The sequence below is a fragment of the Luteibacter sp. P4_D7_3 genome, assembly GCF_056401735.1.
Genome location: NZ_JBFUIT010000026.1, coordinates 1 through 26,013, shown reverse-complemented (window position 1 = coordinate 26,013; position 26,013 = coordinate 1). Strand labels below are relative to the sequence as shown.

29 protein-coding genes are annotated in these 26,013 nt (G+C 65.8%); 20 read left to right on the top strand and 9 right to left on the bottom strand.

Features of this window, described 5'->3' with window-relative positions:
• Positions 1-66: 66 nt before the first annotated feature.
• The gene (locus AC1DSN_RS04825; protein WP_477295780.1) at positions 67-450 is read right to left on the bottom strand and encodes a DUF423 domain-containing protein; all 384 of its coding nucleotides are present in this window, start codon (positions 448-450) and stop codon (positions 67-69) included.
• Positions 451-531: 81 nt separating this feature from the next.
• On the opposite strand from AC1DSN_RS04825, the gene AC1DSN_RS04820 reads away from it, so the two are divergent.
• On the top strand, positions 532-1,149 hold the full coding sequence (locus AC1DSN_RS04820) for an SCO family protein (RefSeq protein WP_477295778.1): 618 nt from the start codon (positions 532-534) through the stop codon (positions 1,147-1,149).
• Entirely contained in the window at positions 1,146-1,592 is a 447-nt protein-coding gene (locus AC1DSN_RS04815; RefSeq protein ID WP_477295776.1) for a copper chaperone PCu(A)C, read from the top strand. The genes AC1DSN_RS04820 and AC1DSN_RS04815 overlap by 4 nt, the downstream gene beginning before the upstream one ends.
• Positions 1,593-1,696: 104 nt before the next feature.
• Here the strand turns inward: AC1DSN_RS04815 and AC1DSN_RS04810 are convergent, their stop codons facing one another.
• Genes AC1DSN_RS04810 through AC1DSN_RS04800 form a run of 3 tightly spaced genes read right to left on the bottom strand, consistent with a single transcriptional unit; the run spans position 1,697 to position 3,709 of the window.
• Positions 1,697-1,966, bottom strand: coding sequence for an acylphosphatase (locus AC1DSN_RS04810; RefSeq protein ID WP_213947782.1), 270 nt, complete (start codon positions 1,964-1,966; stop codon positions 1,697-1,699).
• Between the two features lies 1 nt (position 1,967).
• Positions 1,968-2,441 (bottom strand): TlpA family protein disulfide reductase, encoded by a 474-nt coding sequence (locus AC1DSN_RS04805; protein ID WP_477295774.1) that lies wholly within the window; start codon positions 2,439-2,441, stop codon positions 1,968-1,970.
• Positions 2,438-3,709 (bottom strand): YihY family inner membrane protein, encoded by a 1,272-nt coding sequence (locus AC1DSN_RS04800; RefSeq protein ID WP_213947780.1) that lies wholly within the window; start codon positions 3,707-3,709, stop codon positions 2,438-2,440. The genes AC1DSN_RS04805 and AC1DSN_RS04800 overlap by 4 nt, the downstream gene beginning before the upstream one ends.
• An 81-nt stretch (positions 3,710-3,790) precedes the next feature.
• Here AC1DSN_RS04800 and wrbA point away from each other — a divergent pair, with 81 nt between their 5' ends.
• The 4 genes from wrbA to AC1DSN_RS04780 are packed head-to-tail and all read left to right on the top strand — an operon-like array spanning position 3,791 to position 7,009.
• Positions 3,791-4,393, top strand: a complete 603-nt coding sequence (wrbA, locus tag AC1DSN_RS04795) for an NAD(P)H:quinone oxidoreductase (RefSeq protein ID WP_477295771.1) — start codon at positions 3,791-3,793, stop codon at positions 4,391-4,393.
• Positions 4,390-4,728: a DUF2069 domain-containing protein gene (locus AC1DSN_RS04790; RefSeq protein ID WP_477295769.1), complete on the top strand. Its 339-nt coding sequence runs from the start codon at positions 4,390-4,392 to the stop codon at positions 4,726-4,728. The genes wrbA and AC1DSN_RS04790 overlap by 4 nt, the downstream gene beginning before the upstream one ends.
• A 56-nt stretch (positions 4,729-4,784) precedes the next feature.
• Positions 4,785-6,485 (top strand): acyl-CoA dehydrogenase family protein, encoded by a 1,701-nt coding sequence (locus AC1DSN_RS04785; protein WP_477329777.1) that lies wholly within the window; start codon positions 4,785-4,787, stop codon positions 6,483-6,485.
• A gap of 38 nt (positions 6,486-6,523) precedes the next feature.
• A complete protein-coding gene (locus tag AC1DSN_RS04780; protein ID WP_213947777.1) occupies positions 6,524-7,009 on the top strand; it encodes an asparaginase domain-containing protein in 486 nt (161 codons plus the stop codon).
• Positions 7,010-7,018: 9 nt separating this feature from the next.
• Here AC1DSN_RS04780 and AC1DSN_RS04775 read toward each other — a convergent pair whose 3' ends face one another.
• The gene (locus tag AC1DSN_RS04775; protein ID WP_477295765.1) at positions 7,019-8,362 is read right to left on the bottom strand and encodes a S8 family serine peptidase; all 1,344 of its coding nucleotides are present in this window, start codon (positions 8,360-8,362) and stop codon (positions 7,019-7,021) included.
• A gap of 187 nt (positions 8,363-8,549) precedes the next feature.
• Positions 8,550-10,391: a M4 family metallopeptidase gene (locus tag AC1DSN_RS04770; protein WP_477329775.1), complete on the bottom strand. Its 1,842-nt coding sequence runs from the start codon at positions 10,389-10,391 to the stop codon at positions 8,550-8,552.
• A 205-nt stretch (positions 10,392-10,596) separates the two neighbouring features.
• On the opposite strand from AC1DSN_RS04770, the gene AC1DSN_RS04765 reads away from it, so the two are divergent.
• Positions 10,597-11,040: a DUF4279 domain-containing protein gene (locus AC1DSN_RS04765; RefSeq protein WP_213947774.1), complete on the top strand. Its 444-nt coding sequence runs from the start codon at positions 10,597-10,599 to the stop codon at positions 11,038-11,040.
• A gap of 3 nt (positions 11,041-11,043) precedes the next feature.
• Here AC1DSN_RS04765 and sufT read toward each other — a convergent pair whose 3' ends face one another.
• Positions 11,044-11,601 (bottom strand): putative Fe-S cluster assembly protein SufT, encoded by a 558-nt coding sequence (gene sufT / locus AC1DSN_RS04760; protein WP_477329773.1) that lies wholly within the window; start codon positions 11,599-11,601, stop codon positions 11,044-11,046.
• 191 nt (positions 11,602-11,792) lie between these two features.
• Between sufT and AC1DSN_RS04755 the strand changes: the two genes are divergently transcribed.
• The 8 genes from AC1DSN_RS04755 (at position 11,793) to dnaE (ending at position 19,841) form a co-directional block, all read left to right on the top strand.
• Positions 11,793-12,242 carry a hypothetical protein gene (locus tag AC1DSN_RS04755; RefSeq protein WP_477329771.1) on the top strand — a complete coding sequence of 150 codons (450 nt, stop codon included), beginning with the start codon at positions 11,793-11,795 and terminating at the stop codon, positions 12,240-12,242.
• Positions 12,243-12,339: 97 nt separating this feature from the next.
• On the top strand, positions 12,340-12,963 hold the full coding sequence (locus tag AC1DSN_RS04750) for an RNA polymerase sigma factor (RefSeq protein WP_197478569.1): 624 nt from the start codon (positions 12,340-12,342) through the stop codon (positions 12,961-12,963).
• The gene (locus AC1DSN_RS04745; protein WP_213947772.1) at positions 12,960-13,337 is read left to right on the top strand and encodes a hypothetical protein; all 378 of its coding nucleotides are present in this window, start codon (positions 12,960-12,962) and stop codon (positions 13,335-13,337) included. The genes AC1DSN_RS04750 and AC1DSN_RS04745 overlap by 4 nt, the downstream gene beginning before the upstream one ends.
• Positions 13,338-13,342: 5 nt before the next feature.
• Positions 13,343-13,927: a DUF3106 domain-containing protein gene (locus AC1DSN_RS04740; RefSeq protein WP_213947771.1), complete on the top strand. Its 585-nt coding sequence runs from the start codon at positions 13,343-13,345 to the stop codon at positions 13,925-13,927.
• Positions 13,924-14,496: a nitroreductase family protein gene (locus AC1DSN_RS04735; RefSeq protein WP_213947770.1), complete on the top strand. Its 573-nt coding sequence runs from the start codon at positions 13,924-13,926 to the stop codon at positions 14,494-14,496. Before AC1DSN_RS04740 ends, AC1DSN_RS04735 begins: the two co-directional genes overlap by 4 nt.
• Positions 14,493-15,383: a 5'-3' exonuclease gene (locus tag AC1DSN_RS04730; RefSeq protein ID WP_477329769.1), complete on the top strand. Its 891-nt coding sequence runs from the start codon at positions 14,493-14,495 to the stop codon at positions 15,381-15,383. The genes AC1DSN_RS04735 and AC1DSN_RS04730 overlap by 4 nt, the downstream gene beginning before the upstream one ends.
• Before the next feature lie 76 nt (positions 15,384-15,459).
• Positions 15,460-16,059 carry an NUDIX hydrolase gene (locus tag AC1DSN_RS04725; RefSeq protein WP_477329767.1) on the top strand — a complete coding sequence of 200 codons (600 nt, stop codon included), beginning with the start codon at positions 15,460-15,462 and terminating at the stop codon, positions 16,057-16,059.
• 236 nt (positions 16,060-16,295) lie between these two features.
• On the top strand, positions 16,296-19,841 hold the full coding sequence (dnaE, locus tag AC1DSN_RS04720) for a DNA polymerase III subunit alpha (protein ID WP_477329765.1): 3,546 nt from the start codon (positions 16,296-16,298) through the stop codon (positions 19,839-19,841).
• A gap of 182 nt (positions 19,842-20,023) precedes the next feature.
• On the opposite strand, the gene AC1DSN_RS04715 is transcribed toward dnaE, so the two are convergent.
• Positions 20,024-20,737 carry a hypothetical protein gene (locus AC1DSN_RS04715; protein WP_477298072.1) on the bottom strand — a complete coding sequence of 238 codons (714 nt, stop codon included), beginning with the start codon at positions 20,735-20,737 and terminating at the stop codon, positions 20,024-20,026.
• Between the two features lie 77 nt (positions 20,738-20,814).
• The gene (locus AC1DSN_RS04710; RefSeq protein ID WP_477298073.1) at positions 20,815-21,423 is read right to left on the bottom strand and encodes a hypothetical protein; all 609 of its coding nucleotides are present in this window, start codon (positions 21,421-21,423) and stop codon (positions 20,815-20,817) included.
• 265 nt (positions 21,424-21,688) lie between these two features.
• Here AC1DSN_RS04710 and AC1DSN_RS04705 point away from each other — a divergent pair, with 265 nt between their 5' ends.
• Genes AC1DSN_RS04705 through AC1DSN_RS04685 form a run of 5 tightly spaced genes read left to right on the top strand, consistent with a single transcriptional unit; the run spans position 21,689 to position 25,922 of the window.
• Entirely contained in the window at positions 21,689-22,648 is a 960-nt protein-coding gene (locus AC1DSN_RS04705; protein ID WP_213947766.1) for an acetyl-CoA carboxylase carboxyltransferase subunit alpha, read from the top strand.
• Positions 22,649-22,707: 59 nt separating this feature from the next.
• Positions 22,708-23,451, top strand: coding sequence for an NYN domain-containing protein (locus AC1DSN_RS04700; RefSeq protein WP_063573704.1), 744 nt, complete (start codon positions 22,708-22,710; stop codon positions 23,449-23,451).
• The gene (gene tilS / locus AC1DSN_RS04695) at positions 23,448-24,743 is read left to right on the top strand and encodes a tRNA lysidine(34) synthetase TilS (RefSeq protein ID WP_477297940.1); all 1,296 of its coding nucleotides are present in this window, start codon (positions 23,448-23,450) and stop codon (positions 24,741-24,743) included. The genes AC1DSN_RS04700 and tilS overlap by 4 nt, the downstream gene beginning before the upstream one ends.
• Positions 24,744-24,775: 32 nt before the next feature.
• On the top strand, positions 24,776-25,036 hold the full coding sequence (locus AC1DSN_RS04690; RefSeq protein WP_213947764.1) for an exodeoxyribonuclease VII small subunit: 261 nt from the start codon (positions 24,776-24,778) through the stop codon (positions 25,034-25,036).
• Positions 25,026-25,922 (top strand): polyprenyl synthetase family protein, encoded by an 897-nt coding sequence (locus AC1DSN_RS04685; protein ID WP_477329779.1) that lies wholly within the window; start codon positions 25,026-25,028, stop codon positions 25,920-25,922. Before AC1DSN_RS04690 ends, AC1DSN_RS04685 begins: the two co-directional genes overlap by 11 nt.
• The last annotated feature ends 91 nt before the right edge of the window (positions 25,923-26,013 follow it).

The following is a 26,013-nucleotide window of genomic DNA, read 5'->3' as shown; positions in this document are numbered from 1 at the left end:
CTACCGAGCGGGGCACGGCAGTTCTCAGCCCCACGCTCGGTAGGAGCCGATTCATCGGCGATGCTTCTACGCAGCAGAGCGCTGCCGCAGCGAGAGCCCCGCCGCGATCCACCCGACGATAAACGCGACCCCACCCACCGGCGTCACCAGCCCGACCAGACGCGGCGCACCCAGCGCCAGCGCGTAGAGACTGCCCGAGAACAGCACGATACCCAGCGCGAACAAGCCGATCGTTACCGATCGCGCCCGTCCCGGCGGCAAACCGATCACCGCGCCAAAGAGCGCCAGCGCGTGCCAGAAATGGTATTCGACGCCCGTGTGCCAGATCTCCAGCCCGCGGTCGTCGACAACGCCGCGCAGCGCATGCGCGCCGAAGGCACCCAGGGCCACGGCCGACGCGCCGGCGATTCCGACGAGAAGGGCATGGGCGCCGCTGACATGTTGTCGCATCCGGATCGTTCCTGACAGGGGAAGTGCCTGATGGCCGGCACGGGTGGCGTATCCTTTGCGGGATATGTCGCGGAGTGTCGCATGAAGCCGTCGTTCTCCCGCCGGGCCCTTGGGGCCTTGCTGATCCTGATCGCCCTCGTCTGCGTGAGCGGCTGCCAGCACGAGCCGCAGCCCGCCTGGCGGCTGACCGACGTGTCCGGCCACCTGCCCGACCTCGACTTCCGACTCACCGACGACAACGGCAAGGCCGTCACCGGCGCCGACTTCAAGGGCAAGGTCACGCTCATGTACTTCGGCTACACGCACTGTCCCGACGTGTGCCCGCTGACGCTGACCCAGTTGCACGTGGTCCTGGATCGCCTCGGGCCAACGGCAGACAACGTACGCATCCTGTTCGTCAGCGTCGACCCGAAGCGCGACACACCGGAGATCATGCATGCCTACGTCAATGCGTTCGACAAGCGCGCCGTCGGCCTGGTCGGTTCGGATGCCGACGTCGAGGCGCTGGCCAAGCGCTACCGGTCGGCTTTCACCCGTGAGCCCGACCGCGGCGACGGTGCCTACGACGTGAGCCACAGTTCGGCCATCTATTTCTTCGACGCCCAGGGCAAGGCCCGCCTGCTGGCTACGCCGTCCGCCTCGCAGGACGACATGGTGCACGACCTGCACCTCCTCACTTCGCTGGGAGCCCAACCGTGATCTTCCGTTCGCTCGTTGCCGCCATGCTGCTCTTCACCGGGGCGGTACACGCCGCCGATGCGCCTACCGTCAAGGCCAGCGATGGCTGGTTGCGCGTGCTTCCCGGCAACCTCCCTGCAGGCGGTTACGTGAGCTTCGAGAACGTGTCCGATCGCGTGGTATCCATCGTCGGTGCCTCGTCAGCGGACTACGCCGACGCGATGGTCCACCGCAGCAGCACCGATGGTGGCATGGGCCGCATGGAAATGGTCGACAGCGTGCCGTTGCCGCCGAAGGGCAAGCTGGCGTTCTCGCCTGGCGGCTACCACGTCATGCTGATGGGTGCGAAGCATCCGGTGAAACCCGGCGACAAAATTGTCGTGACGTTCGCGCTGTCCGATGGGGAGAAGCTGCCGGTGACGTTCCTGGCCCGCCCTGCGAATGCGACGGGCCCCACCGACTGACCTGTGGGAGCCGCTTCAGCGGCGATGGGTGCTTGCGGCGACCTTGCCCGCTGCCACGGGATCGCCGATGAATCGGCTCCTACAAAAGCAGGGCACTTTCCCGACTATCGGGCGACGAACTCGGTCGGCGCGTCGTGTGCGCCGATGTCCTCGCGGTAGAGTTCGTTGACCTCCGCCGACTCGGGGCCGTCGTGCAGCCACACCTCGAGCCGGTCGATCGCCGCCGCCTCGCCATAGACGACCACCTCGACACTGCCGTCCAGCAGGTTGCGAGCATGGCCGGTGAGCTTGAGTGCCGTTGCCTTCTCCCGTGCCGACGCACGGAAGAACACACCCTGCACCTTTCCCCTCACGACGAAGCGAGCGGCTTTCATCTCATTTCCCCTTGCTGATGGCCTCGCCGAGGCTCTGCTCGGTGACGGGACCCACGAAACGCTTGGCAACCGTGCCATCCGGCGCGATCAGGTACGTTGTCGGCAGGCCCTTCGGCTCTTCGAAGGCCTTCGGCGGATCCGTCACGTCGACCTGGGCGATCGGATAGACGACCGGATGCTTTGCCACGAAGGCACGGATGTCCTTCGCGTCGGTATCTTCGAAGGCCAGGCCGATCGCGGTCACGTTCTTGTGGTTCTTCACGAAGGCGGAAATGTCCGGCATTTCCTTGATGCAGGGCACGCACCAGGTGGCCCAGTAATTCACGATGACCCACTTGCCGTGCTGTGAGGCAAGGCTGAACGGCTTGCCGTCCAACGTGGTGACTTTCAGGTCGGGTACGGTGGCCGTGGCGGCGGCTGCGGGACCGGCAAGAGCCAGTGCGGCAACGGCGACGGCAAGAAAGCGGCGAATCATGCGGGGGTATCCTCGGGAGCGCTAACGACAGCGGGGGGAAAGAGCTGATCGAGCCTCGCACCCAGCGTCGCGTCCAGCGCGGCGGCAAGGTGGTCGAGCAGCACGAGCAACTCGGTGGGGAGATAGATGCCGAGCCGTTCCACCTGGTCGCGCGGATGCAGTGGCAGGCGGTACGAGGTGCAACGATAGACGCGGAGCAGTTCGGTGCAATCCAGGCTGCGGGTGAGCAGCCAGCCACCGGCCTCGCCGCGCTGGATCATGTCCGAGCGTTGCAGGTCGTCGAAGTAGCAGGTGATCGCACTGGACGGCAGGTAGGGAGCACGAACGCGCACCGTGGCTGGATCCACGCTGTCGCCGGCGCGTTGCGCCTCGACGAAATGCTGCAGCACCACCAGCAAGCCGATGAACTCCGCCCCTTCGGGCAGGGCTTCCTGCGGCATGGTGTATTCGAACGCGGAAATCGACGCGGCGATCGACGCGCCGAGGATCACGATGATCCAGGACAGGTAGATCCATAGCAGGAAGATAGGGATGGCCGCGAGCGCGCCATAGATTTCTTCGTAGGTCGGGGCGTTACGGATGAACAGCGTGAAGCCCCAGCGCGCGACCTCGAACAGGATCGCGCCAAGCAGGGCACCGATGCCAGCGTGCCTCCAGTTGATCCGGCGATTGGGCACCATGGTGTACATCAGTACGAGGGTGACGAAGGTGATCACGAACGGCAGGAAATTGAGTAATCGGCTCTGCGTGGCGATCTGGTCGGCCGCCGCATGCAGCATCGGGAACGCGGTGATGTAGGAGGTGAGCACGAGGCCGCCGACGACGAGGATCGGCCCCAGCGTGAGTGCCGCCCAGTAGAGCAAAAGACGCGACGTCCATCCGCGTGGCTTGCGCACACGCCAGATGCGATTCATGCGGTCTTCGATACTGATCATCATCGACACCGCGCTGAACAGCATGACCAGGATGGAGATACCTGTCAGCTGGCTGGCCTTATCGGCAAAGGCAAGCATGTATTCCTGGATCTTGATGCCCGTGGCGGGCACGAAGTTCTGGAAGGCATAGTTGGCCAGGCTACCGCGCCACTCGGCGAACACGGGGAAGGCCGAGAGAATCGCGAACACGGCGACGGTCAGCGGCACGAGAGAGACGAGCGTCGTGTAGGACAGCGCACCGGCCGTCTCGAAGCATTTGTCGTCGACGAAGCGCAGCCACGTAAAACGGGTAAAGCTCAGGGCGCGGTCGCGATCGAAGCGAAGCGGCGGCATGTCTATCCTTAATCCTGTCCCGAAACGTTGGGAACGTGTGGTAGTTCTGCGAGACTAGTGCCTTCGCACAGGCGCCCATCCATGTCCCACGACGTCCTCGTACTCTACTACAGCCGTAGCGGCCACACGGCCCAGCTCGCACGCCTCATCGCCCGCGGCATCGAGGAAGTCCCCGGCATGCGGGGACGTCTTCGCCAGGCGCCCCCGGTGGCACCCGTGACCGAGATCGCCATGCCTCCCGAGCCGGACGAGGGCGCCCCCTACGTCTCCCGCGTCGATCTGGTCGAGTGCGTGGGCATGGCCATGGGTAGCCCCACGCGCTTCGGCAACATGGCCGCACCGCTGAAGTACTTCCTCGACACCACCGGTGCGGAGTGGGCTTCCGGCGCCCTGGCCGGCAAGCCCGCGGCCTTGTTCACCTCGACCAGCACGATGCACGGTGGCCAGGAAGCGACCTTGCTGTCGATGGCCCTGCCCCTGCTTCACCACGGCATGCTGATCGTCGGCATCCCGTACACCGAGCCCGCGCTGACCAGCACGACCACCGGTGGCACGCCCTACGGCGCCAGCCATGTGGCCGGCGGTCGCGGGGATAACGTCATCAGCGAGCACGAGCGGGAGCTCGCCCGCGCGCTGGGGCGCCGGCTGGCCGATGTCGCGCGGCGACTGGCGACGCACGCGTGAGCGCGGCCCTCAGCGGCACTCAGAAAACCGGGCTCGGGGCATGGGCGGGACTTCTCGCGCTCCAGATCCTCTGGTACTCGCTGTATCCACCGGTGTCGATTCCGACGTGGGTCGCCTTCGTACTCACCGTGCCGCCTCTGCTGCTGCCGTTGCTGTCGCTGCCGAAGGTCACTCGCGCGCTGCTTTGGGTCGGTGTACTGGCGCTGTTCTATTTCTGCCACGGTGTCACCGAAACCTGGAGCGGCGGCCCCGACCGTTGGCTCGGCGTGATCGAACTCGTACTGACGCTGCTGCTCATCGGTACGCTGGGCGCAGGCGTCCGCAGGCGTCGTTGACCCTCCAAAGTCATCGGCGCAGGCTAGGCATGCTTATTGACGGAGAGGATGCCACGATGAGTTTTCTGCAGGACGCGCCTCGCCTGGCGCATCCGTATCGCGCCGACCGTGTACTGAATGCCTGGCTCGGCCGCGTCTTGCCGGCCGGACGCCTCGACGCCATGCGCGCCGACCTCGATGCCCTCGGCGACTATGCCGTGATGGCCTGGGATCGACGAGGCCGCACGCCGCGCACCGAACCCGTCCTCACCTCATGGGATGCCTGGGGAGCACGCGTGGATCGCATCGCGCTCACCCCCGCATGGGAAGAAGGTCCCGGCGTGACCACCCGTCATGCCGTGCTCGCGTCCGGCCACGACGCCTCGGCCTGGGCACGCGTGGAAGAGTTCGCACGCGTTTACCTGTACCACATCGCCAGCGAGTTCTATTGCTGCCCCCTGGCCATGACCGACGGCGCCGCCACCGCGATTCGCGCCTCGGGCAACCATGCACTCATCGAGCGCGCGCTACCGCATTTTCTCAGCCGGGATGCCTCCACGTTCTGGCTTTCCGGGCAATGGATGACCGAGACGCCAGGCGGCTCGGACGTCGGTCGCACCGAGACGATCGCCCGGCAGGACAGCGACGGACAGTGGCGGCTGCATGGCCGCAAGTGGTTCAGCTCCGCCGTGGTGGGCGAAGCCGCGCTTGCCCTTGCGCGGCCGGAAGGCGCTGGCCATGGAACATCAGCCCTCGCCCTGTTCTACGTCGAAACCAAGGATGAGCAAGGCGCCTGGCGCGGCATCACGATCGACCGCCTCAAGAAGAAGCTGGGCACGCATGAACTGCCTACCGCCGAGATCCATCTCGACGGCTTGCCGGCGACGCCGGTCGGGCCGCTCGATCACGGTGTGCGGCAGATTGCGCCGATGCTCAACGTGACCCGAACCTGGAACGCCGTTTGCGCAGTCGCGAGCATGGCCCGTGCGATTTCGCTCGCACGCGATTACGCCACCCGGCGCAGTGCGTTCGGAGCGCGGCTGATCGATCAGCCGCTGCACGCCCGCACGCTTGCCGACATGCAGGCCGAGTTCGAGGCCGCGTTCTCGCTCACCTTCTTCGTGGCCGAGTTGCTTGGTCGCACCGAGCGCGGCGAAGGCGCGGCGCACGAAGCCGCCCTGCTCCGCCTGCTCACGCCGCTGGCCAAGTTATGGACGGCGAAGGTGTCGATACGCATCGTGTCCGAAGCGCTCGAGTGCTTCGGCGGCGCCGGTTACATCGAGGACACCGGGCTGCCACAGCTCCTGCGCGACGCCCAGGTGTACGCCATCTGGGAGGGCACGACCAATGTTCTCTCGCTCGACATGCTGCGTGCCATCGGCGCGAACGGCATCGCCCCGTTGCGCCTGGCGATCGACGGCCTGATCGGCCCGGACGCACCGGAGCGCGCGGTCATCGGGGCCACGCTCGACACGACCGAGGCCCTGCTCGGCGACGTCGTCGCGGATCGCGCTTCCCTCGAAGCATCGGCCCGCGGGGTCGCCTACACGCTGGCGCGGACGATGGCAGCCGCGCTGCTGGTGCGCTCGGCGACATGGGCAAACGCGGCGGGCGATGCGCGGCCCGCCGCTGCCTCCCGACGATTCCTCGCGCGCGGCCTCGACCGGCTGGCATTGCCGGAAAACGACGAAGACATCCTCCTTGCGACCGACACCCCGCCTCATGCCAGGGCAAGCAAGGTCGCGGCCGACGCAATGGCCAACCCGGTCACGAGGTAGAATGGGCGCCCCGCTTTACCCGGCTTCCCAGGTCAGACATGCAGCAGCTCACCATCGTTACCACTGGCGGCACGATCGACAAGGTCTACTTCGACGATAAATCGGACTACCAGATCGGTAGCCCGCAGATCGCCGATATCCTCCAGCAGCTTGGCGTCGCGTTCCGCTTCGACGTGATTCCGATCCTGCGCAAGGACAGCCTGCATGTCACGGATGAAGACCGTGTGCTGATGCGCAGCACGATCGAAGCGCAGCCGCACCGCCACGTGCTGGTGACGCACGGCACCGACACCATGGTCGAGACCGCACGCGTGCTGGCTGGCATCCCCGGCAAGGTCATCGTCCTTACCGGCGCGCTGAACCCGGCGCGTTTCCAGGGCTCCGATGCGGTGTTCAACATTGGTTGCGCCGTGGGCGCGGTGCAGACACTGGACGACGGCGTCTACATCGCGATGAACGGCCGCGTGTGGGATCCGGCCACGGTGCGCAAGAACCGCGACGCAAATCGGTTCGAAGCCATCTGACTCACCGGATCAGGAACGTGGCCGGGGAAGAATACGATCCTCGACCACGGCATCCACGGTTGCGCCCGCATCGATCAGACCGGCACCGCAACCTTTCGGGCAAGGGCCGGGAAGCGGCCGGGCGTTGTCCACCAGCTGGGTCGTGATGTCGTCCACGCCGATGAGCGGATCGGCCGATCGCATGAGCGCAACCAGCCCCGCCACCTGCGGCGCGGCCATCGATGTGCCTGCGTAGTATTTGAAGACGGGACGCTGGCGGCCGCGCTCGCCGCCGTCGACCGATGAAAGAATGTCGTCCACCCCCATTCCCCCGAGCGAACCGCCCGGCGCGGAAACGGTCACGCCATCACCGTGGTTCGAATACCAGGCCATGCTCCCGTCGCGTGCCAGCGCGGCGACGGAAACCACTCCCGGGCAGTTGGCAGGCGACACCGTCGAGGCCTTGATCGAGTCGTTGCCGGCGGCCGCCACCACGGCCGTGCCGCGACCTCGCGCCTGCGAGATGGCGCGCTGCATGGTCATGCTGCAGGCGCCGGGCACGCGCAGACTGAGGTTGATGACATCGACCGGAGCACGGCTGGGCACCCCCGCCACTTCACCACCGGAAGCCCATACGATGGCATCGGCCACGTCCGACAGCCGCCCGCCACACCGCGCCATGACGCGCACCGGGACCACCTTCGCCTCCGGTGCGACACCGACGATGCCTGGCCTGTTGCCAGCGCGCGCCACGACGATGCCCGTGACGTGCGTGCCATGCCACGACGAGGGCGTGCTCTGGCGAGCGCCGCAATCGCCCGGCTCCGTCCAGTCGCCCTCATCGGTGGGGTCGTCATCGCGACCGCTGCCATCACGTGCGGCCTGCGCATCGGTGACGAAGTCATAACCGGGAAGCAGCTGACCATCGAACTCGGGGTGCGGCGTGACGCCGGTATCGAGGACCGCGACAACGGCGCCCTCCCCCCGCGTGTCGACCCATGCCACCGGTGCGTCGATGCCGACTTTCGGGTCGTGCATATACCACTGGCGCCGCCAGAGGGAATCGATGATGCCTCCGGCCGGCGTGACCATGCGGTCTTCCTCGATCGCCACGACACCTTTCGATGCCGCCATGGCTTCTGCCTCGACGGCGGTGAGCTCGAGCAACTCACCGCCCGCCGCGAGGTGACGCAGATGCCACGCAGGCGAGCCACGCTGCGCCATGGCATGCGTCATCTCCGTCGCCGCGACTTTCGCGGTGACCGGGTCGTCGAAGTGGACGATATAGCGATTCGTCGCTGCGTCCGACGCCATGGCGCGCGTGCTCACCGCGAGAGCGAGAGCGACAAGGGGCAAACCGGAATACTTCGACATGCTGCGTTCCTTCGACAAGACGCTCATCGGCGCCGGTCGAAACACGCTAGAAGACATGCACTAGCTCGACCATTCGCTGCACCTCGACAGCGAACGTGAGGATGACGCAGACCGTCCTCGAGACAACGCTTACAAAGAAAGGCCCGGCGTCACCGCCGGGCCTCGGGTACAGCACTATCTCAAACGCTTACGGCGTCCAGGTTGCCTTCAGCGAAACACCCGAGAAAGCCGTGTAACCGCGGACTTTCACGTAGTACGTACCGGCCTGGGTCGTCGTGAACGTGCACGACTCGGCGTTACCCGTCAGGTACGGACGGCAGTTGTAGCTCGAGGTGGTCGGTGCGGAACCGAACTTCACGTAGAGATCCGCGTCACCCGTGCCACCACTCGTCGTGATGACGAGATTGTGCGCGCCAGCGGCGACGACCACCGTGTAGCTCAGCTCCTGGCTGGCACTACCGGCGAGACCGGTCTTGGCCACGCCATTCTGCAGTGCCGTGCCACCACCGCCGCCACCGGTCGAGCAGGTCACGCCCACGCCCGTGAACGCCGAGGCCACATCCGTCGCGGAGAGACCAAGGTCGGTCGCTGCGCTGGCGACGCCGCACGCACCGCTGTTGAACGTGGAGCTCGCCGTCCAATACAGGGCATTGGCGCGTGCGAATGCCTTGAAAGCCTTCACCGTGTCCCAGCCTGTCTTTTTCGCCAGCAGACAGAACGCCTTGTTGTAGACACCGGAGGAGTAATGCACGTCCAGACCGCTGGTGTAGTCGGCGGCATTGCCGATCGAGCCACCATCCTGCGGCGGATCGCACATGTAGCGAAGCGCGGTGCCGATGCCGGCACTGGCCTTGACGATATCCGCACCGACAAGGAAGTCGTTGGTACCGCGGTCGTAGAACTCGGCCGCCTCACCGGCGATGTCCGAATAGGCCTCGTTCATGCCGCCCGACTGGCCGCTGTAGGTCAGGTTCGAGTGCTGCTCGGTGTAGCCGTGGCTGATTTCGTGCGAGGTCACGTCCAGAGCCACCAGCGGATAGAACGTACTGGCGCCGTCGCCGAAGTTCATCGAGCTGCCGTCCCAGAACGCGTTTTCGTAACTGGAACCGTAATGCACCTTCATGATCAGCACCTGGTTCAGCGGCGCCGCACCGGTGTACGCGGTGTACATGTCATGCACCACGCCACCGAAGTGATGGGCGTCGTTGATGGGGCCGTACGCACCGTTGATCGCATCGCCGGTGGAATTGAAGCAGGTGAAGCTCCACAACGTTCCCGCGCCGGACGTGGCGTGGTTGAGGTTGTACGTCTTCACGTTCGTGTTCTGCGCCGTACAGGTGTTACCCGACTGCGTCACGATCAAGGCGGGTTTGCCGCCGGCACCCCAGGTGTATTGCCCGGTTTTCTGATTGCCGCCCGGACCGGTGGCGTTGACTTCGGCGTAGGTCAGACCTTCCCACTGCTGGATGATCTCGCCGGTGTTGGCGTCGATGAGCGCCGTGGGGCGCGTCGGATGATCGCCACCGGAGAAGAACGAGGTCAGGTACACCAGGCGTGCGGGAACACCGTCGCCCGGATACACGTACAGGTCCGCTTTGGCGTTTTCGGGTTTGGCCACGGCACCGGCGAGTGTCTTCGCCTGCTTACCGAGAAGCGCGATGGCGCGAGCTTCATCGATCTTAGGCGTGACCGATGCGAGGTCCACCTGCAGATCGGATGTGACCACGCCATTGGCGACCAGCGAATTGCCCTGGGCGTCCTGCTCCACGGCGATGCTACGACCGAACACCGGCACGCCCTTGAAGGTCTGCTGCATACGAACCGTTTGCGTACCCCTGACGGTCGGCAGTGCGGTTTTCGCGACGAAAGCGTTGTCGGCCGACAGGCCGAGTTTCGCGGCCAGCTGGCTGGCGGGGACGGCTCCCAGGCTCTGTGCACGCAGGGCCTGCTCGGTAGCCGCCGAGGCGACAGCGCAGGTGGCGACACCCAGTGATGCGACCAGGAGTTTCAAGCGAACATGACTTGCCATTACGTTCCTCCTCCAGGAACAGGCCACACGAATCCCTTGCGGTCGTGTGGACCACATTCCGAACGATATGATTGACGCGCCGAAGCGCGATGCCCGTTGCGACCTCCGGCCCCCTGCCGAAAGTCCTTGTCAACCTAGCGCAAGTTCTCGCGGTCGACTACCTAGGGATTTCCCTAGGGCACATGAACTTGCGAAGATGATCCCCATGACGCAGCCCACCGATATCGACCTCGACCTCCGCCACATGACGCCCTCGGTCCGGGCCTCGTTCCGGCTCACCTCGGAACGGCACACGCTCGACCACCTGCTCGACGAGCTCGGCGTGAAAGGCGCCAGAAGCTGGCAGCGCGGCGAAACGGAGGGAGACACCTTGCAACGGCGCAGCCATGGCTGGTGCGTGGAGTTGCCCGAGCAGCGCACCTACTCACTGGACGATGCCCTCAGCCAGTTGCTGGCCGTGCTGGCACCGCATCGCGACGACATCGTCGCGACCATTCGCAGCCTGGAACTCGACGCGCACGTCGGCTTGCAAGTGCAGGTGGCCGGCGACCGCGTGCCAGCCTGCTACTGGTCACCGGTGAACATCAGGACCGTCGCGCTCTACGGCGCGTCGCTGGAAGCCGACATCGCCGTCTCGCTGGCACCCTGACGCTCAGAGCATGCCTGTCTCGAGCTTGGCCGCGTCCGACATCATCGAATGATTCCAGGGCGGATCGAAAACGAGATCGACATCGGCTTCGACCACCGTGGGGATGAGTTCCAGCTTGGTGCGGACATCGTCGATGAGGATGTYGCCCATGCCGCAACCCGGCGCGGTCAGGGTCATCTTCAMGTAAGCCTTGCGCGCACCTTCGTCGGTGGCTTCGAGACTCACGTCGTAGACCAGGCCCAACTCGACCACGTTGATCGGAATCTCCGGATCGAAACAGGTACGCAGTTGCTGCCAGACGAGCTTCTCGACCTCGTCGTCCGACGCACCGTCTTCCAGTTCGATCGGGCGAGGCGGCTCCTTGCCCAGCGCGTCGGCGTCGGCGCCGGCAATGCGGAACAGGTTGCCTTCCACATACACGGTGAAGCTGCCACCCAGGGCCTGGGTGATGTAGCCGATCTGGCCGGCCGGAAGCGTCACTGTCTCGCCCTGCGGCACCATGACCGCCTGGCAGTCGCGCTCGAGGGTGAAAGGCTCGCTGCTGAGGCTGAAACCGCTCATTGCTGTCCTGTGAAGGCCGCACCGCGGCCGCAAAGTCGTCGATTATGCGCCCGCCGGGATACGACGGTAACTGTCCTGAAGCCTAAATCGGGGCGACGGCCGACTGCCTCAAGAGCGCGCCGCCCGCTTGCCCGCTATCATTGCCCCCCTTTGCCCACCCCCGGATCCCATGCGCCATCCGAAGGAACACCATGCCGGCTGAGCGTTTCCGCCGTCTTCCCGGCCTCCTGTTCGGCGCTTTCTGCGCCGCCGCGTTCGGTTTCGCCGCCGGTGCCGTCTGGATGGTGCCGTCGATGATGTTCGGCCGTGCCCTGCCCGCGCTGGTCCTTCCGGCAGGCTGGGTACTCGGTATCGTGGTTCGCCGCTGGCTGCGGATCGACCGCGTCCTGGGCTCGGCCCTGGCCGCGCTCGCTACCCTGCTGGCGGCGGGCTATACCGCCTGCCTGGTCGCCGCAGCCACCATCTCCGGGATGATGGGCCTCGGCTTCGGCCAGGCTATCCATGACGCCGGGGCCCCCATGCTCCTGGAGCTGGCCCGCCTGGCCCAGGGACCCTGGGACCTGGTGCTGTATGTCGCCGGCGCCCTGCTCGCCGCGCTGGTCGCCTGGCCGATCGGCCGCCGCCCGCCAGGCCGCCACTGACTTCATAAGCCGTAAATGCCCGGCCTAGGAAGATGGCGGGTGCATAACCAGTCAACCGGCGGTCGCCGACCGCGTTTACCGGAGTGATCCAGGCCGTATGGAGCATGAGGATGCCAACACCGAAGAAGCGAAGGGCGCCGTGAACGGCTCGCTCGCGCTCGACAGCGCATCCCTGGACGATGTCCGCGAGGTTCCGGCGAACATGGACGCCTTCCTGGCGGCCATCGAACGCAGGGCCTGGCGCATGGCCGAGATTCATCTGGGCAACCGCGAGGACGGCATGGATGCGGTGCAGGACGCGATGCTGCGCCTGGTCCGCCACTATGCCGACAAGCCGCCCGGCGAATGGACGCCGCTGTTCTGGGGCATCCTCCGCCGCCGCATCGTGGATCTCCAGCGCCGCCGCAAGGTTCGCTCGATCATCGTTGGCTGGATCGGCGGCGGACGCGACGAGGATGGCGACGAGTTACCGGCCTGGGAACCCGCCGACGACAGTCCGGATCCGTCGGCCCGGCTGCAGGATTCGCAGGCGTACGGCGACATTGTCGTCGCGGTACGCAAGTTGCCCCAGCGCCAGCGTGAGGCGTTTACCTTGCGCATCATGGAAGGGCTGGATGTCGCCGAAACGGCGGCCGTGATGGGCTGCTCCGACGGCAGCGTGAAGACTCACCTTTCGCGCGCGATGCATGCGCTGCGCGATCAACTGGAGGCATGGCGATGAGCCAGCACGATCGAGACCTCGAACGTCGCGCCCGGGAACTCTACCTGCGCGCCAGCCGCGATGTGGATCCGGTAACGGCCGGCCGCCTGCGCGCGGCGAGGCGTACGGCGCTGGCCGCACCGCACGAATCCGCCGCGCGTCGACTGATGCTCCCCGCCGGCGCGTTCGCCGTCGTCGCGCTCGCCTCGCTCATGCTCTGGCAACCGGGCGGCGCACCGCCTTCGGCACCACCGGCGGTCATGCAGTCGGCGGACACCGAGGCGACCGACCTGCCGCCGGATCCGGATAGCACCGATCCCGCTCTTTACCAGAACCTGCAGTTCTACAGCTGGCTGGCCTACAACGACACGCAGCCGTCCGCTGCCCACAAGTGATTCCCATGCGCCGCCTTCCTTTCGTCATCGCCATCCTGCTCGCCCTGGCGGCGCCTTTCGCCGCCCCGGCGCAGGACCGTCCGCCGTTGCCGGCCGGAGGGTCCGATTGGCCCGACAGCCAGCATCCGACCGTGCCGCCGCGTCCATGGAGCCAGCTCACGCCCGACGAAAAGGACATCCTTTCCCCCGTGGCTCACGACTGGGACGGTTTCACCCCGAGGAAGCAGTCGCACATGCTGGAGATGGTGCAGCGCTGGAAAGGCCTGCCGCCGGAACGCCGCGCCCAGATCCGCGACCGCATCGACCGCTGGCAGCACATGACGCCGGAAGAGCGCGCCGAAGCGCGCAAGAACCAGCAGAAATTCAAGGACCTCAGTCCCGAGCAGCGTGCCAAGCTGCACGACGCCTTCGAGCGTTTCCGCAACCTGTCGCCCGCGCAAAAGCAAGCACTGATGGAAAAGTGGCGCAACCAGAGCCCCGAGCAGCGCCGTCAGGCCATCGACAACATGGGGCCGAACGACGCCCTGCCGCCCCCGCCGCCGGGCGACCATGGGCCGCCGCCGGACGGTTCCGCTAAACTGGGCGGATGACGCAGACCACGCTGGAACTCCTCGACCGCCGTCGCTCCGTGCCTTCGCGCCAGCTCGGCGAACCGGCTCCCGACGAAACCACCCTCAAGCGCCTGCTCGAAGCGGCGATCCGCGTGCCGGATCACGGCAAGCTGGAGCCGTTCCGCATTCGCGTGCTGCGCGGCGAAGCCAAACGGCACTTCGGCGCACAGCTGGCAAAGCTCGCCGTGGAAGCCAACCCCGACCTCTCCGAATCCAAGCGTGAGAAGGAGCTTCGACGCTACGACCATGCGCCACTGGTTCTCGTCGTGTCGGCGAAGATCGACGACGAGAGCAAGGTGCCCGAGCTCGAACAGAACCTCACCGCGGGCTGCGTGGCATACAACGTGCTGCTTGGCGCCCAGGCGCTCGGCTATGGCGCGCAATGGCTTACCGGCTGGGCCGCGTACGATCGCAACGTGGCAAAGCTGCTCGGCATGAAGAAGAGCGAGCATGTCATCGGGTTCATCCACATCGGCACGCCTTCGATGGACGCGCCGGAGCGCGAGCGGCCCGCCTACGACGATATCGTGAGCGTGTGGACACCGTGAGCGCGGACTCCCTCGTCCACCTGGTGGACGGTAGCCTCTACGTGTTCCGCGCCTGGCATTCCATGCCGGACGAGTTCCACGACCAGGACGGCGAGTCGGTCAATGCCGTGCACGGTTTCACGCGGTTCCTCTGCGAGCTGCTCGAACGCACGCGCGCCGAACATGTGGCCGTGGCCTTCGACGCCTCGCTCACGACATCGTTCCGCAACGCCATTTATCCGGCCTACAAGGCCAATCGCGATCTGYCGCCGCCGCAGCTCGTGCGCCAGTTTTCACTCTGTCGCGAAATCTCCGCGGCGCTTGGCCTGAGCGTGCTCAACGATCACCAGTACGAAGCCGACGACCTCATCGGCAGCGCGCTGTGGGGTTTGCGTTCGCACGGTTTCCGCGGTGTCATCGTTTCTGCCGACAAGGACTTCGGCCAGCTGCTCGGCGAGCACGACGAACAGTGGGACTTCGCCAAGAATGTCCGCTGGGGCCCGGCCGGCGTCTTCGACAAGCTCGGCGTGCATCCTCACCAGGTCGCCGATTACCTGGCGCTGTGCGGCGATGCCGTCGACAACATCCCGGGCGTGCCCGGCATCGGCGCGAAGACCGCGGCGGCTCTGCTTGCCCACTTCGGCAGCCTCGACGCGCTGCTCGACCGCATCGACGAAGTACCGTACCTGCGTATCCGCGGCGCGGCGGCCTGCGCCGTTCGCTTGCGCGAGCATGCCGACCAGGCCCTGCTGTGCCGCCGCCTGACCCGCATCGCCCTGGATATTGCCGTTGCCGAGACCGCGGACGCGCTGCGCCGTCGCCAGGGCGAAGCGGCCACACTGGACGAGCTCTGCGAGCGTCTGCGCTTCGGCCCGCTCACCCGGTCCCGGCTGCGCGCGCTGATCTGAGGCGATTCCACCCAACGTCACACGGCCGCGCTACCCTTGCCCGGATACTTCGTATCCATCGCCAAGGAGCCCGCCCATGCAGACCAGCCCGTTGCCCCACGCCTCGCCGATCCCCGACGACGCCAGCGCGCCGGAAGAGGTGCTGCACAAGGCGAAGTGGCTGACCCTGAAGCGGCGCGGTCGCTGGGAGTACGCCGAACGGAACAATCCCGGCGGTGCCGTCATCATTCTCGCGGTGACGCCCGACGACAAGGTCGTCTTCGTCGAGCAGTACCGCGTGTCCATCCTGGCCAACACCATCGAGATGCCTGCCGGCCTGGTCGGTGACCTTGCCGGGGCCGAAGACGAAGATGTGCTGATCGCCGCCAAACGCGAGCTCGAGGAAGAAACCGGCTACGCCTGCGGCAGGATCGAGTTCATCCACACAGGCCCGTCCTCGGCCGGCATGAGCACCGAGATGATCGCCTTCGCCCGAGCCTGGGACCTCACGAAGGTCGGCAAGGGCGGTGGCGACGAGACCGAAAACATCATCGTGCACGAGGTACCGCGTGCCGATGCCGGCAAGTGGCTGTTCGACCGTGCCACCGAGGGCTTCTCGATCGATGCGAAATTGTTCGCGGGGTTGTGGTTCATCGACCATCCCGAAGCCCACATCCGGGATAACCGCAGCCTTTGATGGCCTGGCTTGGCATGGCTTGGCTTGGTAGGAGCCGATTCATCGGCGAGCTCTTTCTTTCGGTGGGAACCGAGGCCAGCAACCTCAAGGAGCGCGGCTGCGCCGCGGGTGTATTCACTATTCGCCGATGAATCGGCTCCTACGGTGGGTTCCATGGGCGGGGTGGTGGCAAAGTCAATTCTTGTCCCTAGCTCACTGCCCGGTTAGCCTTCCCTCTGCTTCACCCGGCGCCGCCCATGTCTGTTCGCTTTGCCCATCTTCACCTGCACAGCGAGTACTCGCTGGTCGACTCGACCATCCGCATCAAGCAGCTGGTCGCCGCCTGCGTGCGTACCGGCATGCCTGCCGTCGCACTGACCGATGAGAACAACCTCTTCGGCCTGGTCAAGTTTTACAAGCAGTGCACGGCGGCGGGCATCAAGCCCATCGCCGGCTGCGACATCTGGGTGTCCAGCCCGGACGATCCGCGCCCCTGGCGCCTGACCCTGATGTGCCAGGACCGCGACGGCTACCTCAACCTGTCGAGGCTGGTCTCCCGCGCCTGGCGCGAAGGTCAGGGCACCGGGCGCGCACTGGTCGACGCGACCTGGATGCATCCCGAGAGCGTACGTGGCCTCATCGCCGTCGTCGGTCGGGAAAGYGAGCTAGCCCGCGTGGCCCTCGGCGCCGGTCTTCCGGCTGCCGGCCTGCGGCTGGAATCGCTGCGCCGCCTGTTCCCCGACCGCCTCTATCTCGAGCTGACCCGTACGGGTCGCCAGCATGAGGAAGACTGGGTGCGCGCGGCCATGGCGCTCGCCGGCGATTACGAATTGCCGGTGATCGCCAGCAACGACGTTCGCTTCCTCGAACGCGAAGGTTTCGAATCCCACGAAGCGCGCACCTGCATCAACCAGGGYCGCGTGCTCGCCGATCCCAAGCGTCCGCACGACTACAGCGAAGAGCAGTATTTCAAGAGTGCCGAGGAAATGGAGGCGTTGTTCGCCGATATTCCCGAAGCGCTCGAGAACACCGTGGAGCTGGCCAAGCGCTGCAACCTGGAACTGACCTTCGGCGAGTACTTCCTGCCGAACTTCCCGGTGCCCGAAGGCCATACGCTCGACTCGTTCATTCGCGCCCAGGCCCAGGCCGGTCTCGAAGAACGCCTTGCCGTCCATCCGCTCGCCGCAGGCAAGACGCGCGAGGACTATCAGGCGCGCCTGGATCGCGAAGTCGACGTCATCATCGGCATGGGCTTCCCCGGCTACTTCCTCATCGTGGCCGACTTCATCGGCTGGGGTAAGGACAACGGCATTCCGGTCGGACCGGGCCGTGGTTCCGGTGCGGGCTCGCTGGTCGCCTGGGTACTCAAGATCACCGACCTGGATCCGCTCCAGTTCGAGCTACTGTTCGAGCGATTCCTCAACCCTGAACGCGTGTCGATGCCCGACTTCGACATCGACTTCTGCATGGATCGCCGCGATGAGGTGATCGACTACGTGGCGCGCAAATATGGCCGCGACCACGTCAGCCAGATCATCACCTACGGTTCGATGGCGGCGAAGGCCGTGCTCCGCGATTCCGGTCGCGTGCTCGGCATGGGTTACGGCCAGGTGGATCGGCTCGCCAAGCTGATCCCCAACCGTCCGCTCGACCTCACACTGGGCGACGCGCTCGGCCGCACCGAAAAGTCGAAGAAAGAACCGGACCGCATCGTCAAGGAATTCTGCGACGTCTACGAGCAGGAGGAAGAGCCGCGTCAGCTGATCGATCTCGCGCTCAGCCTCGAAGGTCTCACCCGCAACGCCGGCAAGCACGCCGGTGGTGTCGTCATCGCGCCCACGCCACTGACCGATTTCGCACCGCTCTACTGCGAAGCGAGCGGTGAAGGTGTCGTTACCCAGTACGACAAGGACGACGTCGAAGCGGTAGGCCTGGTGAAGTTCGACTTCCTTGGCCTGCGCACGCTCACGATCATCGACTGGGCGGTCAAGGCGATCAACAAACGCCGTGCGACCGAAGGCACCGAGCCCTTGGTGATCGAAGCGTTGCCGCTGGACGATCCCAAGGTGTACGACCTGCTGAAGAAGGCGCAGACCGTCGCCGTCTTCCAGCTCGAGTCGCGTGGTATGCAGGGCATGCTCAAGGACGCCCAGGCCGACCGATTTGAAGACATCATCGCGCTGGTGGCCCTGTATCGCCCCGGCCCGATGGACCTGATCCCAAGCTTCTGCGCGCGTAAGCATGGTCGCGAAGCGGTGGAGTATCCGGATCCGCGTGTCGAGCCCATCCTGAAAGAGACCTACGGCATCATGGTCTATCAGGAGCAGGTGATGCAGATGGCGCAGATCGTCGGCGGTTACACACTGGGCGGCGCCGATCTGCTTCGCCGTGCGATGGGTAAGAAGAAAGCCGAGGAGATGGTCAAGCATCGCGCCACCTTCCGGGAAGGCGCAGCGAAGGACGGCATCGATTCGATCAAGGCCGATGCGATCTTCGACCTGATGGAGAAGTTCGCCGGCTACGGCTTCAACAAATCACACGCTGCCGCCTACGCGCTGGTGTCGTACCAGACGGCCTGGCTGAAGGCGCATTACCCCGCCGAGTTCATGGCCGCGACGATCTCGTCGGACATGGACAACACCGAGAAGGCCGTCACCTTCCTCGAAGAAACGCGCGCGATCGGCATCAAGGTGCTGCCGCCGGACGTCAATGCGTCGGACTGGATGTTCGAGGCCGTGGAACCGAAGGTCGTGCGTTACGGCCTGGGCGCGATCAAGGGCGTCGGCCAGGGCATCTGCGAGGAGATTGTCGCCGAGCGCAAGGCGAAGGGTCCCTACCGTGGGCTCGTCGATTTCTGCCAGCGCGTCGGCTCGAACAAGCTCAACAAGCGCACGATGGAAGCGCTGGTGCAGTCCGGCGCGCTCGACGGGCTAGGCGAGAACCGCGCCACGCTCATCATGCATCTGCCCGAAGCCATGCGTGCCGCCGACCAGGAGGCGAAGAACCGCGCTTCCGGCCAGGTCGACATCTTCGGCAACGCCTTCGGCGCGGCGGAAACACCGAGCATTATCGAACTGTCCGGTGCCGTTCCCGAATGGCCGCTCGAACAACTCCTGCAGGGCGAGCACGATACGCTCGGCCATTACCTTTCCGGTCATCCCACGGATCCCTGGAAGGGCGAGCTGGCGCAGTTGTCGAGCTGCCCGATCGGCGAAATTCCGCAACGTTACCAGCCACCCAAGCCACGCCGTAACGACGACGACGAGAATGCCAGCCGTTTCCGTCGCGGTCCGGAAACACCGTGGACCGTGGCCGGCATGGTGGTCGGCATGCGCAAGCGCGGCGACAGCGATGCCTTCGTGCAGATCGAAGACGCCACCGGCCTGCTGGAAACCAGCTTCTTCCGCGAAGTGTTCACTGAAGCTGCGCCGCTACTTACCCGCGGTACGCTCATCGTGGTCGAGGGCGGCCTGCGTATCGATGACTTCGCCGGCGGCTACCAGCTGCGTGCCCGCAAGGCATACGCCTTGGCGGAAGCCATGGAACATTTCGGCCGGCTGCTGACGCTGAAGCTCAATGGCATCGGCCCGGACTTCCCGCAACATCTGCGTCAGGCACTGATGAGCTATCGCGGTGGACGCACGCCGCTGATGCTTTCCGGTTACCGCAACGACATCGGACAGGCGAGCTTCGAGCTGGGCGAGGCATGGCGCGTGCGCGCCCTGCCCGACCTTATGCGCACGTTGCGCGCGTTGCCCGGTGTCCTTGGCACCGAGCTACGGCTGGTTCGTCCCGCCGACTGAGGCGCAGGATCCGATGAACGTGTGAGAGCCGATTCGAGTGTGGGAGCCGCGTGGGAGCCGTGTGGGAGCCGATTTATCGGCGATTGGCGTTGCGGCGTCTCCGCTTCGTTGGCTTTTCGCCGCTGAAGCGGCTCCCACATGTCTCTATTTGCCGCTGAAGTGGCTCCCATATTCCGTCCCGCTTACTCAGCGGGCGGCGTAACACCCAAGCGCGTACGCACGATGCGCACGTCATCGACCTGGAGCAGGGTCGACGTGTTGTTGTCCGTGCGCTGGAGACTGACGATCAACATCGAAGGCTCCGGGAAGGTCACGCCATCTACCTTGAATTCGATGTCGGCCCAGTCCCAGCCAACCGTTTGCGTGGTGGCAGCCAGGCCGCGCAACTCCTCGGACGGGCGATCGGGATGGGAAACGAGCAGCCCGACCGCGAGCTTTGCAGGGAGTGCACCCGACCCCCGCGCACGCAATTTGACGGTATACGACTTCTGCGGCGCGGGCGAGAGCGTCGATCCGGGCGTCAGGATGACACCCGTGAGGGCGACCGCGCCTTGCGGCATAGCCAGCACCTTCGAATCAGGCGTCCGGCCCAGGTACGGGGCCGGCGCGCGCTTGGGCGAGTCGAGCAGCCAACCCGCGAGGAGCTCCGGTTGGTTCGGGTCTTCGAAGTCACCGTTTGGCAGCCCCGCGCGGCACACATCCTGGCTCCAGCTGTCGGCGCAGACGACCATGCCGCGGGGTATCGACTGCCTCAGCTCCCATGCCTTGAGCTGGATGGCGAGGTTCGCCACGTGCACCGCAACGAGGCCGATCGCCCCGATGGACGCCTGTGCCGGAGCGGCCACCAGCGCGAACCCGAGCATGCTGCAACAAATCACAGACTTCTTGATCTTCATGTTGTCTCCTTGGTTGAAATGACGGACTTCCTTTCCCTGCGAATCGGCTTCGCATGCCCTCCCGTCGGAGGCAGGATTTAGCGGGTGCTTAGCGCCGTTGCACCGTCGGACTCGACCAGATACACGTCGTCGATCTGTACCGTGTCGTGGTTTCCGCCTTCGCTGGCAATCTCCAGCAAGACATGCGCCGGGGCGGCGAACGGCACGCCGTTCACGACCAACTCGACCATGCTCCATTCGCCCTGGCGAGCGACCGCCGTCGTCGAGCCGATGGGCCGTGTCTGCTTACCGTAGGCATCGCTCATGGACAGCGTCGCCCTCACCTGGTTGTCGCCATTGTGGGATCGGACGCGGAATCGCAAGGCGTAGGCGAGATCGTTCGGCGACTTTCCGAAATGGGCGTAGACGGCCTGACTGATGGTTGCTCCGGTGTAGAGCGCAGCGTAGGCATTGCCGAGTTCGTCATACCCGATGGACGGCAGGCCGGACGCGGACGTCCAGCCCTGCAGGCTGTCGAACTGATGGCTCTTTACCGGCAGGTTGCAGGCATCCGCGTCACCGCCCGGCCGGCAGGGTGGAAGGCGCGAGGGATCGGGCCCGTTGCCGGCGAGAGCCGAGCCCGCGCACGAGAGCGCGCCAAGGCCAAGGGCGAGCAGTCGGCGATGGCGCAAATGGAGTGCTTTCATGATCATTCCTTGATCGTCGGGGGGGGAACGCCATTCCAGCAAAGTTGCCGGCGCAATTGGGCGCGCCCTACAACTGACGCGCCGTTCGCTGACAAACTTCTCAGTGCATGCCCCGGCCAACGCAAGGGCTCACCTGCTCCATCCGCCGGTCGCGACGACTTTGCATTCAATCACTTAGGCAGGCACCGCCCGACCGTACCCCGGCGCACACTGACGCCCCGCGCCACCCGGTATACTGTCGGGTCTTCCCGAACCACCGTTGCCCATGAATCCCAACTTCCTCGATTTCGAACAACCCATCGCCGAACTGGAGGCAAAGATCGAAGAACTTCGCCATGCCAGCACCGGCCAGGCGTTCAACATCGATGAAGAAGTCGGCCGGCTGCGCGAGAAGCTGAAGATCAAGACCGCCGAGATCTTCCGCAACCTCACGCCGTGGCAGGTGAGCCAGGTGTCGCGCCATCCCGCGCGCCCGTACACGCTCGACTACATCCAGGCCATGTGCGAGGAATTCCACGAACTCAAGGGCGACCGCATGTTCGCGGACGACCAGGCGATCGTCGGCGGCCTCGGCCGCATCAACGGTCGCTCGGTGATGATCGTCGGCCACCAGAAGGGTCGCGACACCAAGGCCAAGGTGAAGCGCAACTTCGGCATGCCGCGTCCCGAGGGCTATCGCAAGGCGTTGCGCCTGTTCAAGATGGCCGAGCGCTTCGACATCCCCGTATTCACCTTTATCGACACTGCAGGTGCATGGCCCGGCATCAATGCCGAAGAGCGCGGCCAGTCCGAAGCCATCGCGCGCAATCTGCTCGAGATGGCCGAACTGCGCGTGCCGATCATCTGCACCGTTACCGGTGAGGGCGGCTCCGGCGGCGCGCTGGCCATCGGCGTGGGCGACCGTACGCTCATGCTGCAGTATTCGACCTATTCGGTGATCACGCCGGAAGGCTGCGCGTCCATCCTGTGGAAGAGCGCGGACAAGGCCAAGGATGCCGCCGACGTCATGGGTCTCACCGCGCCGCGCCTGCTCGAGAACGGCCTGATCGACAAGATCGTGCGTGAGCCGCTGGGCGGCGCACATCGCAATGCCCAGTCCATGGCCATTCGCCTCAAGGCCGTGCTGCTCAACGAGCTGGACGAACTGGAAAAGCTCGGCGTCGATCAACTGCTCGAACGGCGTTACAAGCGCCTGCGCGGCTACGGCGCCTTCACCGAAGGCTGAGCCCCGTCACACCGCGCGGGGTAACATCGGCCTTCCATGCCCCGCCCGCGGATAGAATCATGGCCAACGATGTCACCGATAAACTCGCCGTCCTCATCGACGCGGACAACGCGCGCCCGGCGATCGTCGACGGCCTGCTCGCCGAGGTCGCAAAGTACGGCACCGCGCACGTAAAGCGCATCTACGGCGACTGGACCGGCCCCCATCTCACCGGCTGGAAGACGGCATTGCTGGATCACTCCATCCAGCCGATCCAGCAGTTCGCCTATACCTCGGGCAAGAACGCCACCGACTCGGCGATGATCATCGATGCGATGGACCTGCTCTACTCCAACCGTTTCGACGGTTTCTGCATCGTCTCCAGCGACAGCGATTTCACGCGACTGGCGTCGCGCATCCGCGAAGCCGGCCTCATGGTCTACGGCTTCGGCGAGCAGAAAACACCCAAGCCCTTCGTCTCTGCCTGCGACAAGTTCGTCTACACCGAAGTGCTCGTCGGCACGGTGGAAAATGAAGCCTCCGAGCCACCGGTGCAGCGTACGGCGCACGAACTGCGCGGCGACACCAAGCTGGTCAACCTGATCCGCAACGCCATCGACGCCGGCTCCGACGAGAACGGGTGGGCCAGCCTCGGCGCCATCGGCAGCATCATCAACAAGCGTTCGCCCGAGTTCGACTCACGCAACTACGGTTACTCGAAGCTGAGCGGCCTGATCAACGGCGTCGGCCTGTTCGATGTCGAGGAACGACAGCTCGGCAACGCCCGGCACCTTTTCGTTCGTCTCCGCGCCAAGGGCAAATGAATATCTCGCTGATCGATCACCTTGCCCTCGCGCTGGACGACGTGCCGGGCGTGCCGCTGGTCGTTGCCTTCAGCGGAGGGCCCGACTCCACGGCGCTGCTGCATGCGCTGGCCGGCCAGATGCCACGACCACCGCTGCGTGCGCTTCACGTCGACCACGGCCTGCACGCTGACAGCGCGACCTGGGCGGTGCACTGCCGCCGCATGTGCGATTCGCTCGGCGTGCCGATCGACGTGGTGCGGGTAACGGTCGACCTCACGCGCGGCGAAGGGATCGAAGCCGCGGCGAGACGCGCACGCCACGACGCGTTTGCCTCGGCGCTGAAACCCGGCGAACACATCGTGCTTGCCCACCATCGCGACGACCAGATGGAGACCGTCCTGCTCAAGCTCATGCGCGGCGCCGGGCCCGATGGCCTGGCCGGCATGCGGCCTATGCGTCCGCTTGCAGCCGGCGTGTTGTGGCGGCCACTCCTGGACCTGCCACGTGCCGCCCTGCTCGACCATATCGCCGCAAACGGCTTATCCACCCTGCACGATCCCTCCAACGACGACCCGCGCATTGCGCGTGGTTACCTGCGCGCCACCGTCATTCCCGCCCTGGTCGACCAGTGGCCCCAGGCCGCCATCAGCATCACCCACAGTGCACGCCTGTGCCGTGAGGCCGCCGACGGGCTACGCGAGGGCTGGATCGAAGCCCTCGATCGCCTGCGTCGTGACGAGAACACCCTGGACGCCCGTGAATGGCTCGACCTGCATCCTGCATGGCGCGCGCCCCTGCTCGATCACTGGCTGCATGCAGCCAGCCTGAGCGCGCCCACCACGGCACAGCGGGATGCGCTGGAGCGGCAGATTCGCGAGGCCTCGGCGGAACGCCTTCCTCTCGTCGGTTGGCAGGACACGGAAGTCCGGGTCTGGAAGGGTCGCTTGTGGGCCATGCCGCGCTGCCAGCCGTTCGACGAGGCGTGGTCGGCCCCCTGGCACGGTGAGCCGCTGGCGCTGCCAGGCGGTGGCATGCTCACCCTGGGCACCACGCGGCTGCCCGAAGCACTCACGGTGCGCTACCGCCGCGCCGGTGATCGTATCCGCACGGCCGGCAACCACATCACCAAGGAACTGCGCGATCTCTTCCAGGAAGGCGCGGTGCCACCCTGGCGGCGGCCACGCATGCCACTGCTGTGCGAAAACGGCAGCCTGGTGGCCGTCGCGGACCGCTGGTTCAGCGATCGTGGCAAGGCGCTGTTCGACGCCGCGGGGTCCCTGCCGAGGTGGCAGCATGGCGTTTCCGATTGATCAAAAAGGCCATGTGAGCTAATTTTGCGGCCATGCCGAAGTCCCCTGCCCCCGCCGCGCCCGCCTCATCCATTGCCGAATTCGAGCACTCGCTCGACGAACTCGAGCAACTGGTCACGCGCATGGAAGGCGGCGACATGAGCCTCGACGAATCGCTCAAGTCGTTCGAGCGCGGCATCGGCCTTTACCGGCACTGCCAGACAGCGCTGGAGCAGGCGGAACTACGCGTGCGCCTGCTGCTCGACCCCGAAGCCCCCGAGACCGCCGAACCCTTTGACTCCCATATCGACTGACCTGCCAGCGCCGCTGAAGGCGCTGGTCGGCCGGGCTGACGACGCGCTGGCGCGCGCACTGCCCGGCGGTGACCTTCCTCCCGTGGAATTGCATGGCGCCATGCGCTACGCCGTGCTCGGCGGTGGCAAGCGTCTGCGCCCCTTGCTTGTCTACGGCGCGGGGCATGCCCTCGGCCGTGACGACGGCGTGCTCGACGCGCCGGCCTGCGCCGTGGAGATCATCCACGCGTATTCGCTGGTGCACGACGATCTGCCGGCCATGGACGACGATGCCCTCCGCCGTGGTCAGCCGACCTGCCATGTCGTATACGGCGAAGCCATGGCCATCCTTGCGGGCGATGCCCTGCAGGCGCTGGCATTCGAGATCCTCGCCACGCCTTACGGTGAGCGCGACGACCCGGCGGCACGCATCGCCATGTTGCGCGCCCTGGGCGCTGCCTGCGGCGCCGAGGGCATGGCCGGTGGTCAGGCTTTCGATCTTTCGGCGGTAGGTCAGAAGCTGTCACTCGTTGAACTCGAGCGCATGCACGCCTACAAGACGGGCGCCCTGATCCGCGCGTCGGTGCGCCTCGGCGCCCTGGCGGCCGGCTGCACCGACCCCGAACTCCTGACCCGCCTGGATCGCTACGGGCACGCCGTGGGCCTGGCCTTCCAGGTACGCGACGATATCCTCGACGTGGAAGGCGAATCCGCCGTGATCGGCAAGACCGCCGGCAAGGACGCTGCCGCCGACAAGCCAACGTTCCCCTCGATCATCGGCCTGCCCGCTTCCCGCGAACGCCTCGATACCCTCGTCCGCGACGCCCTCGAAGCCATCGAACCGCTGGGCACGCGAGGCGAATACCTCGCCGACCTGGCACGCTATTCGGCGCAACGCGCTCACTGAAGGGAGCCCCAAGGGCCAACCCGACCGCGACCCCCACAACAAGCACGAGCGTGAGGCGGCGAACGCCGCTAGAACATGCGCCGCGTAGCGG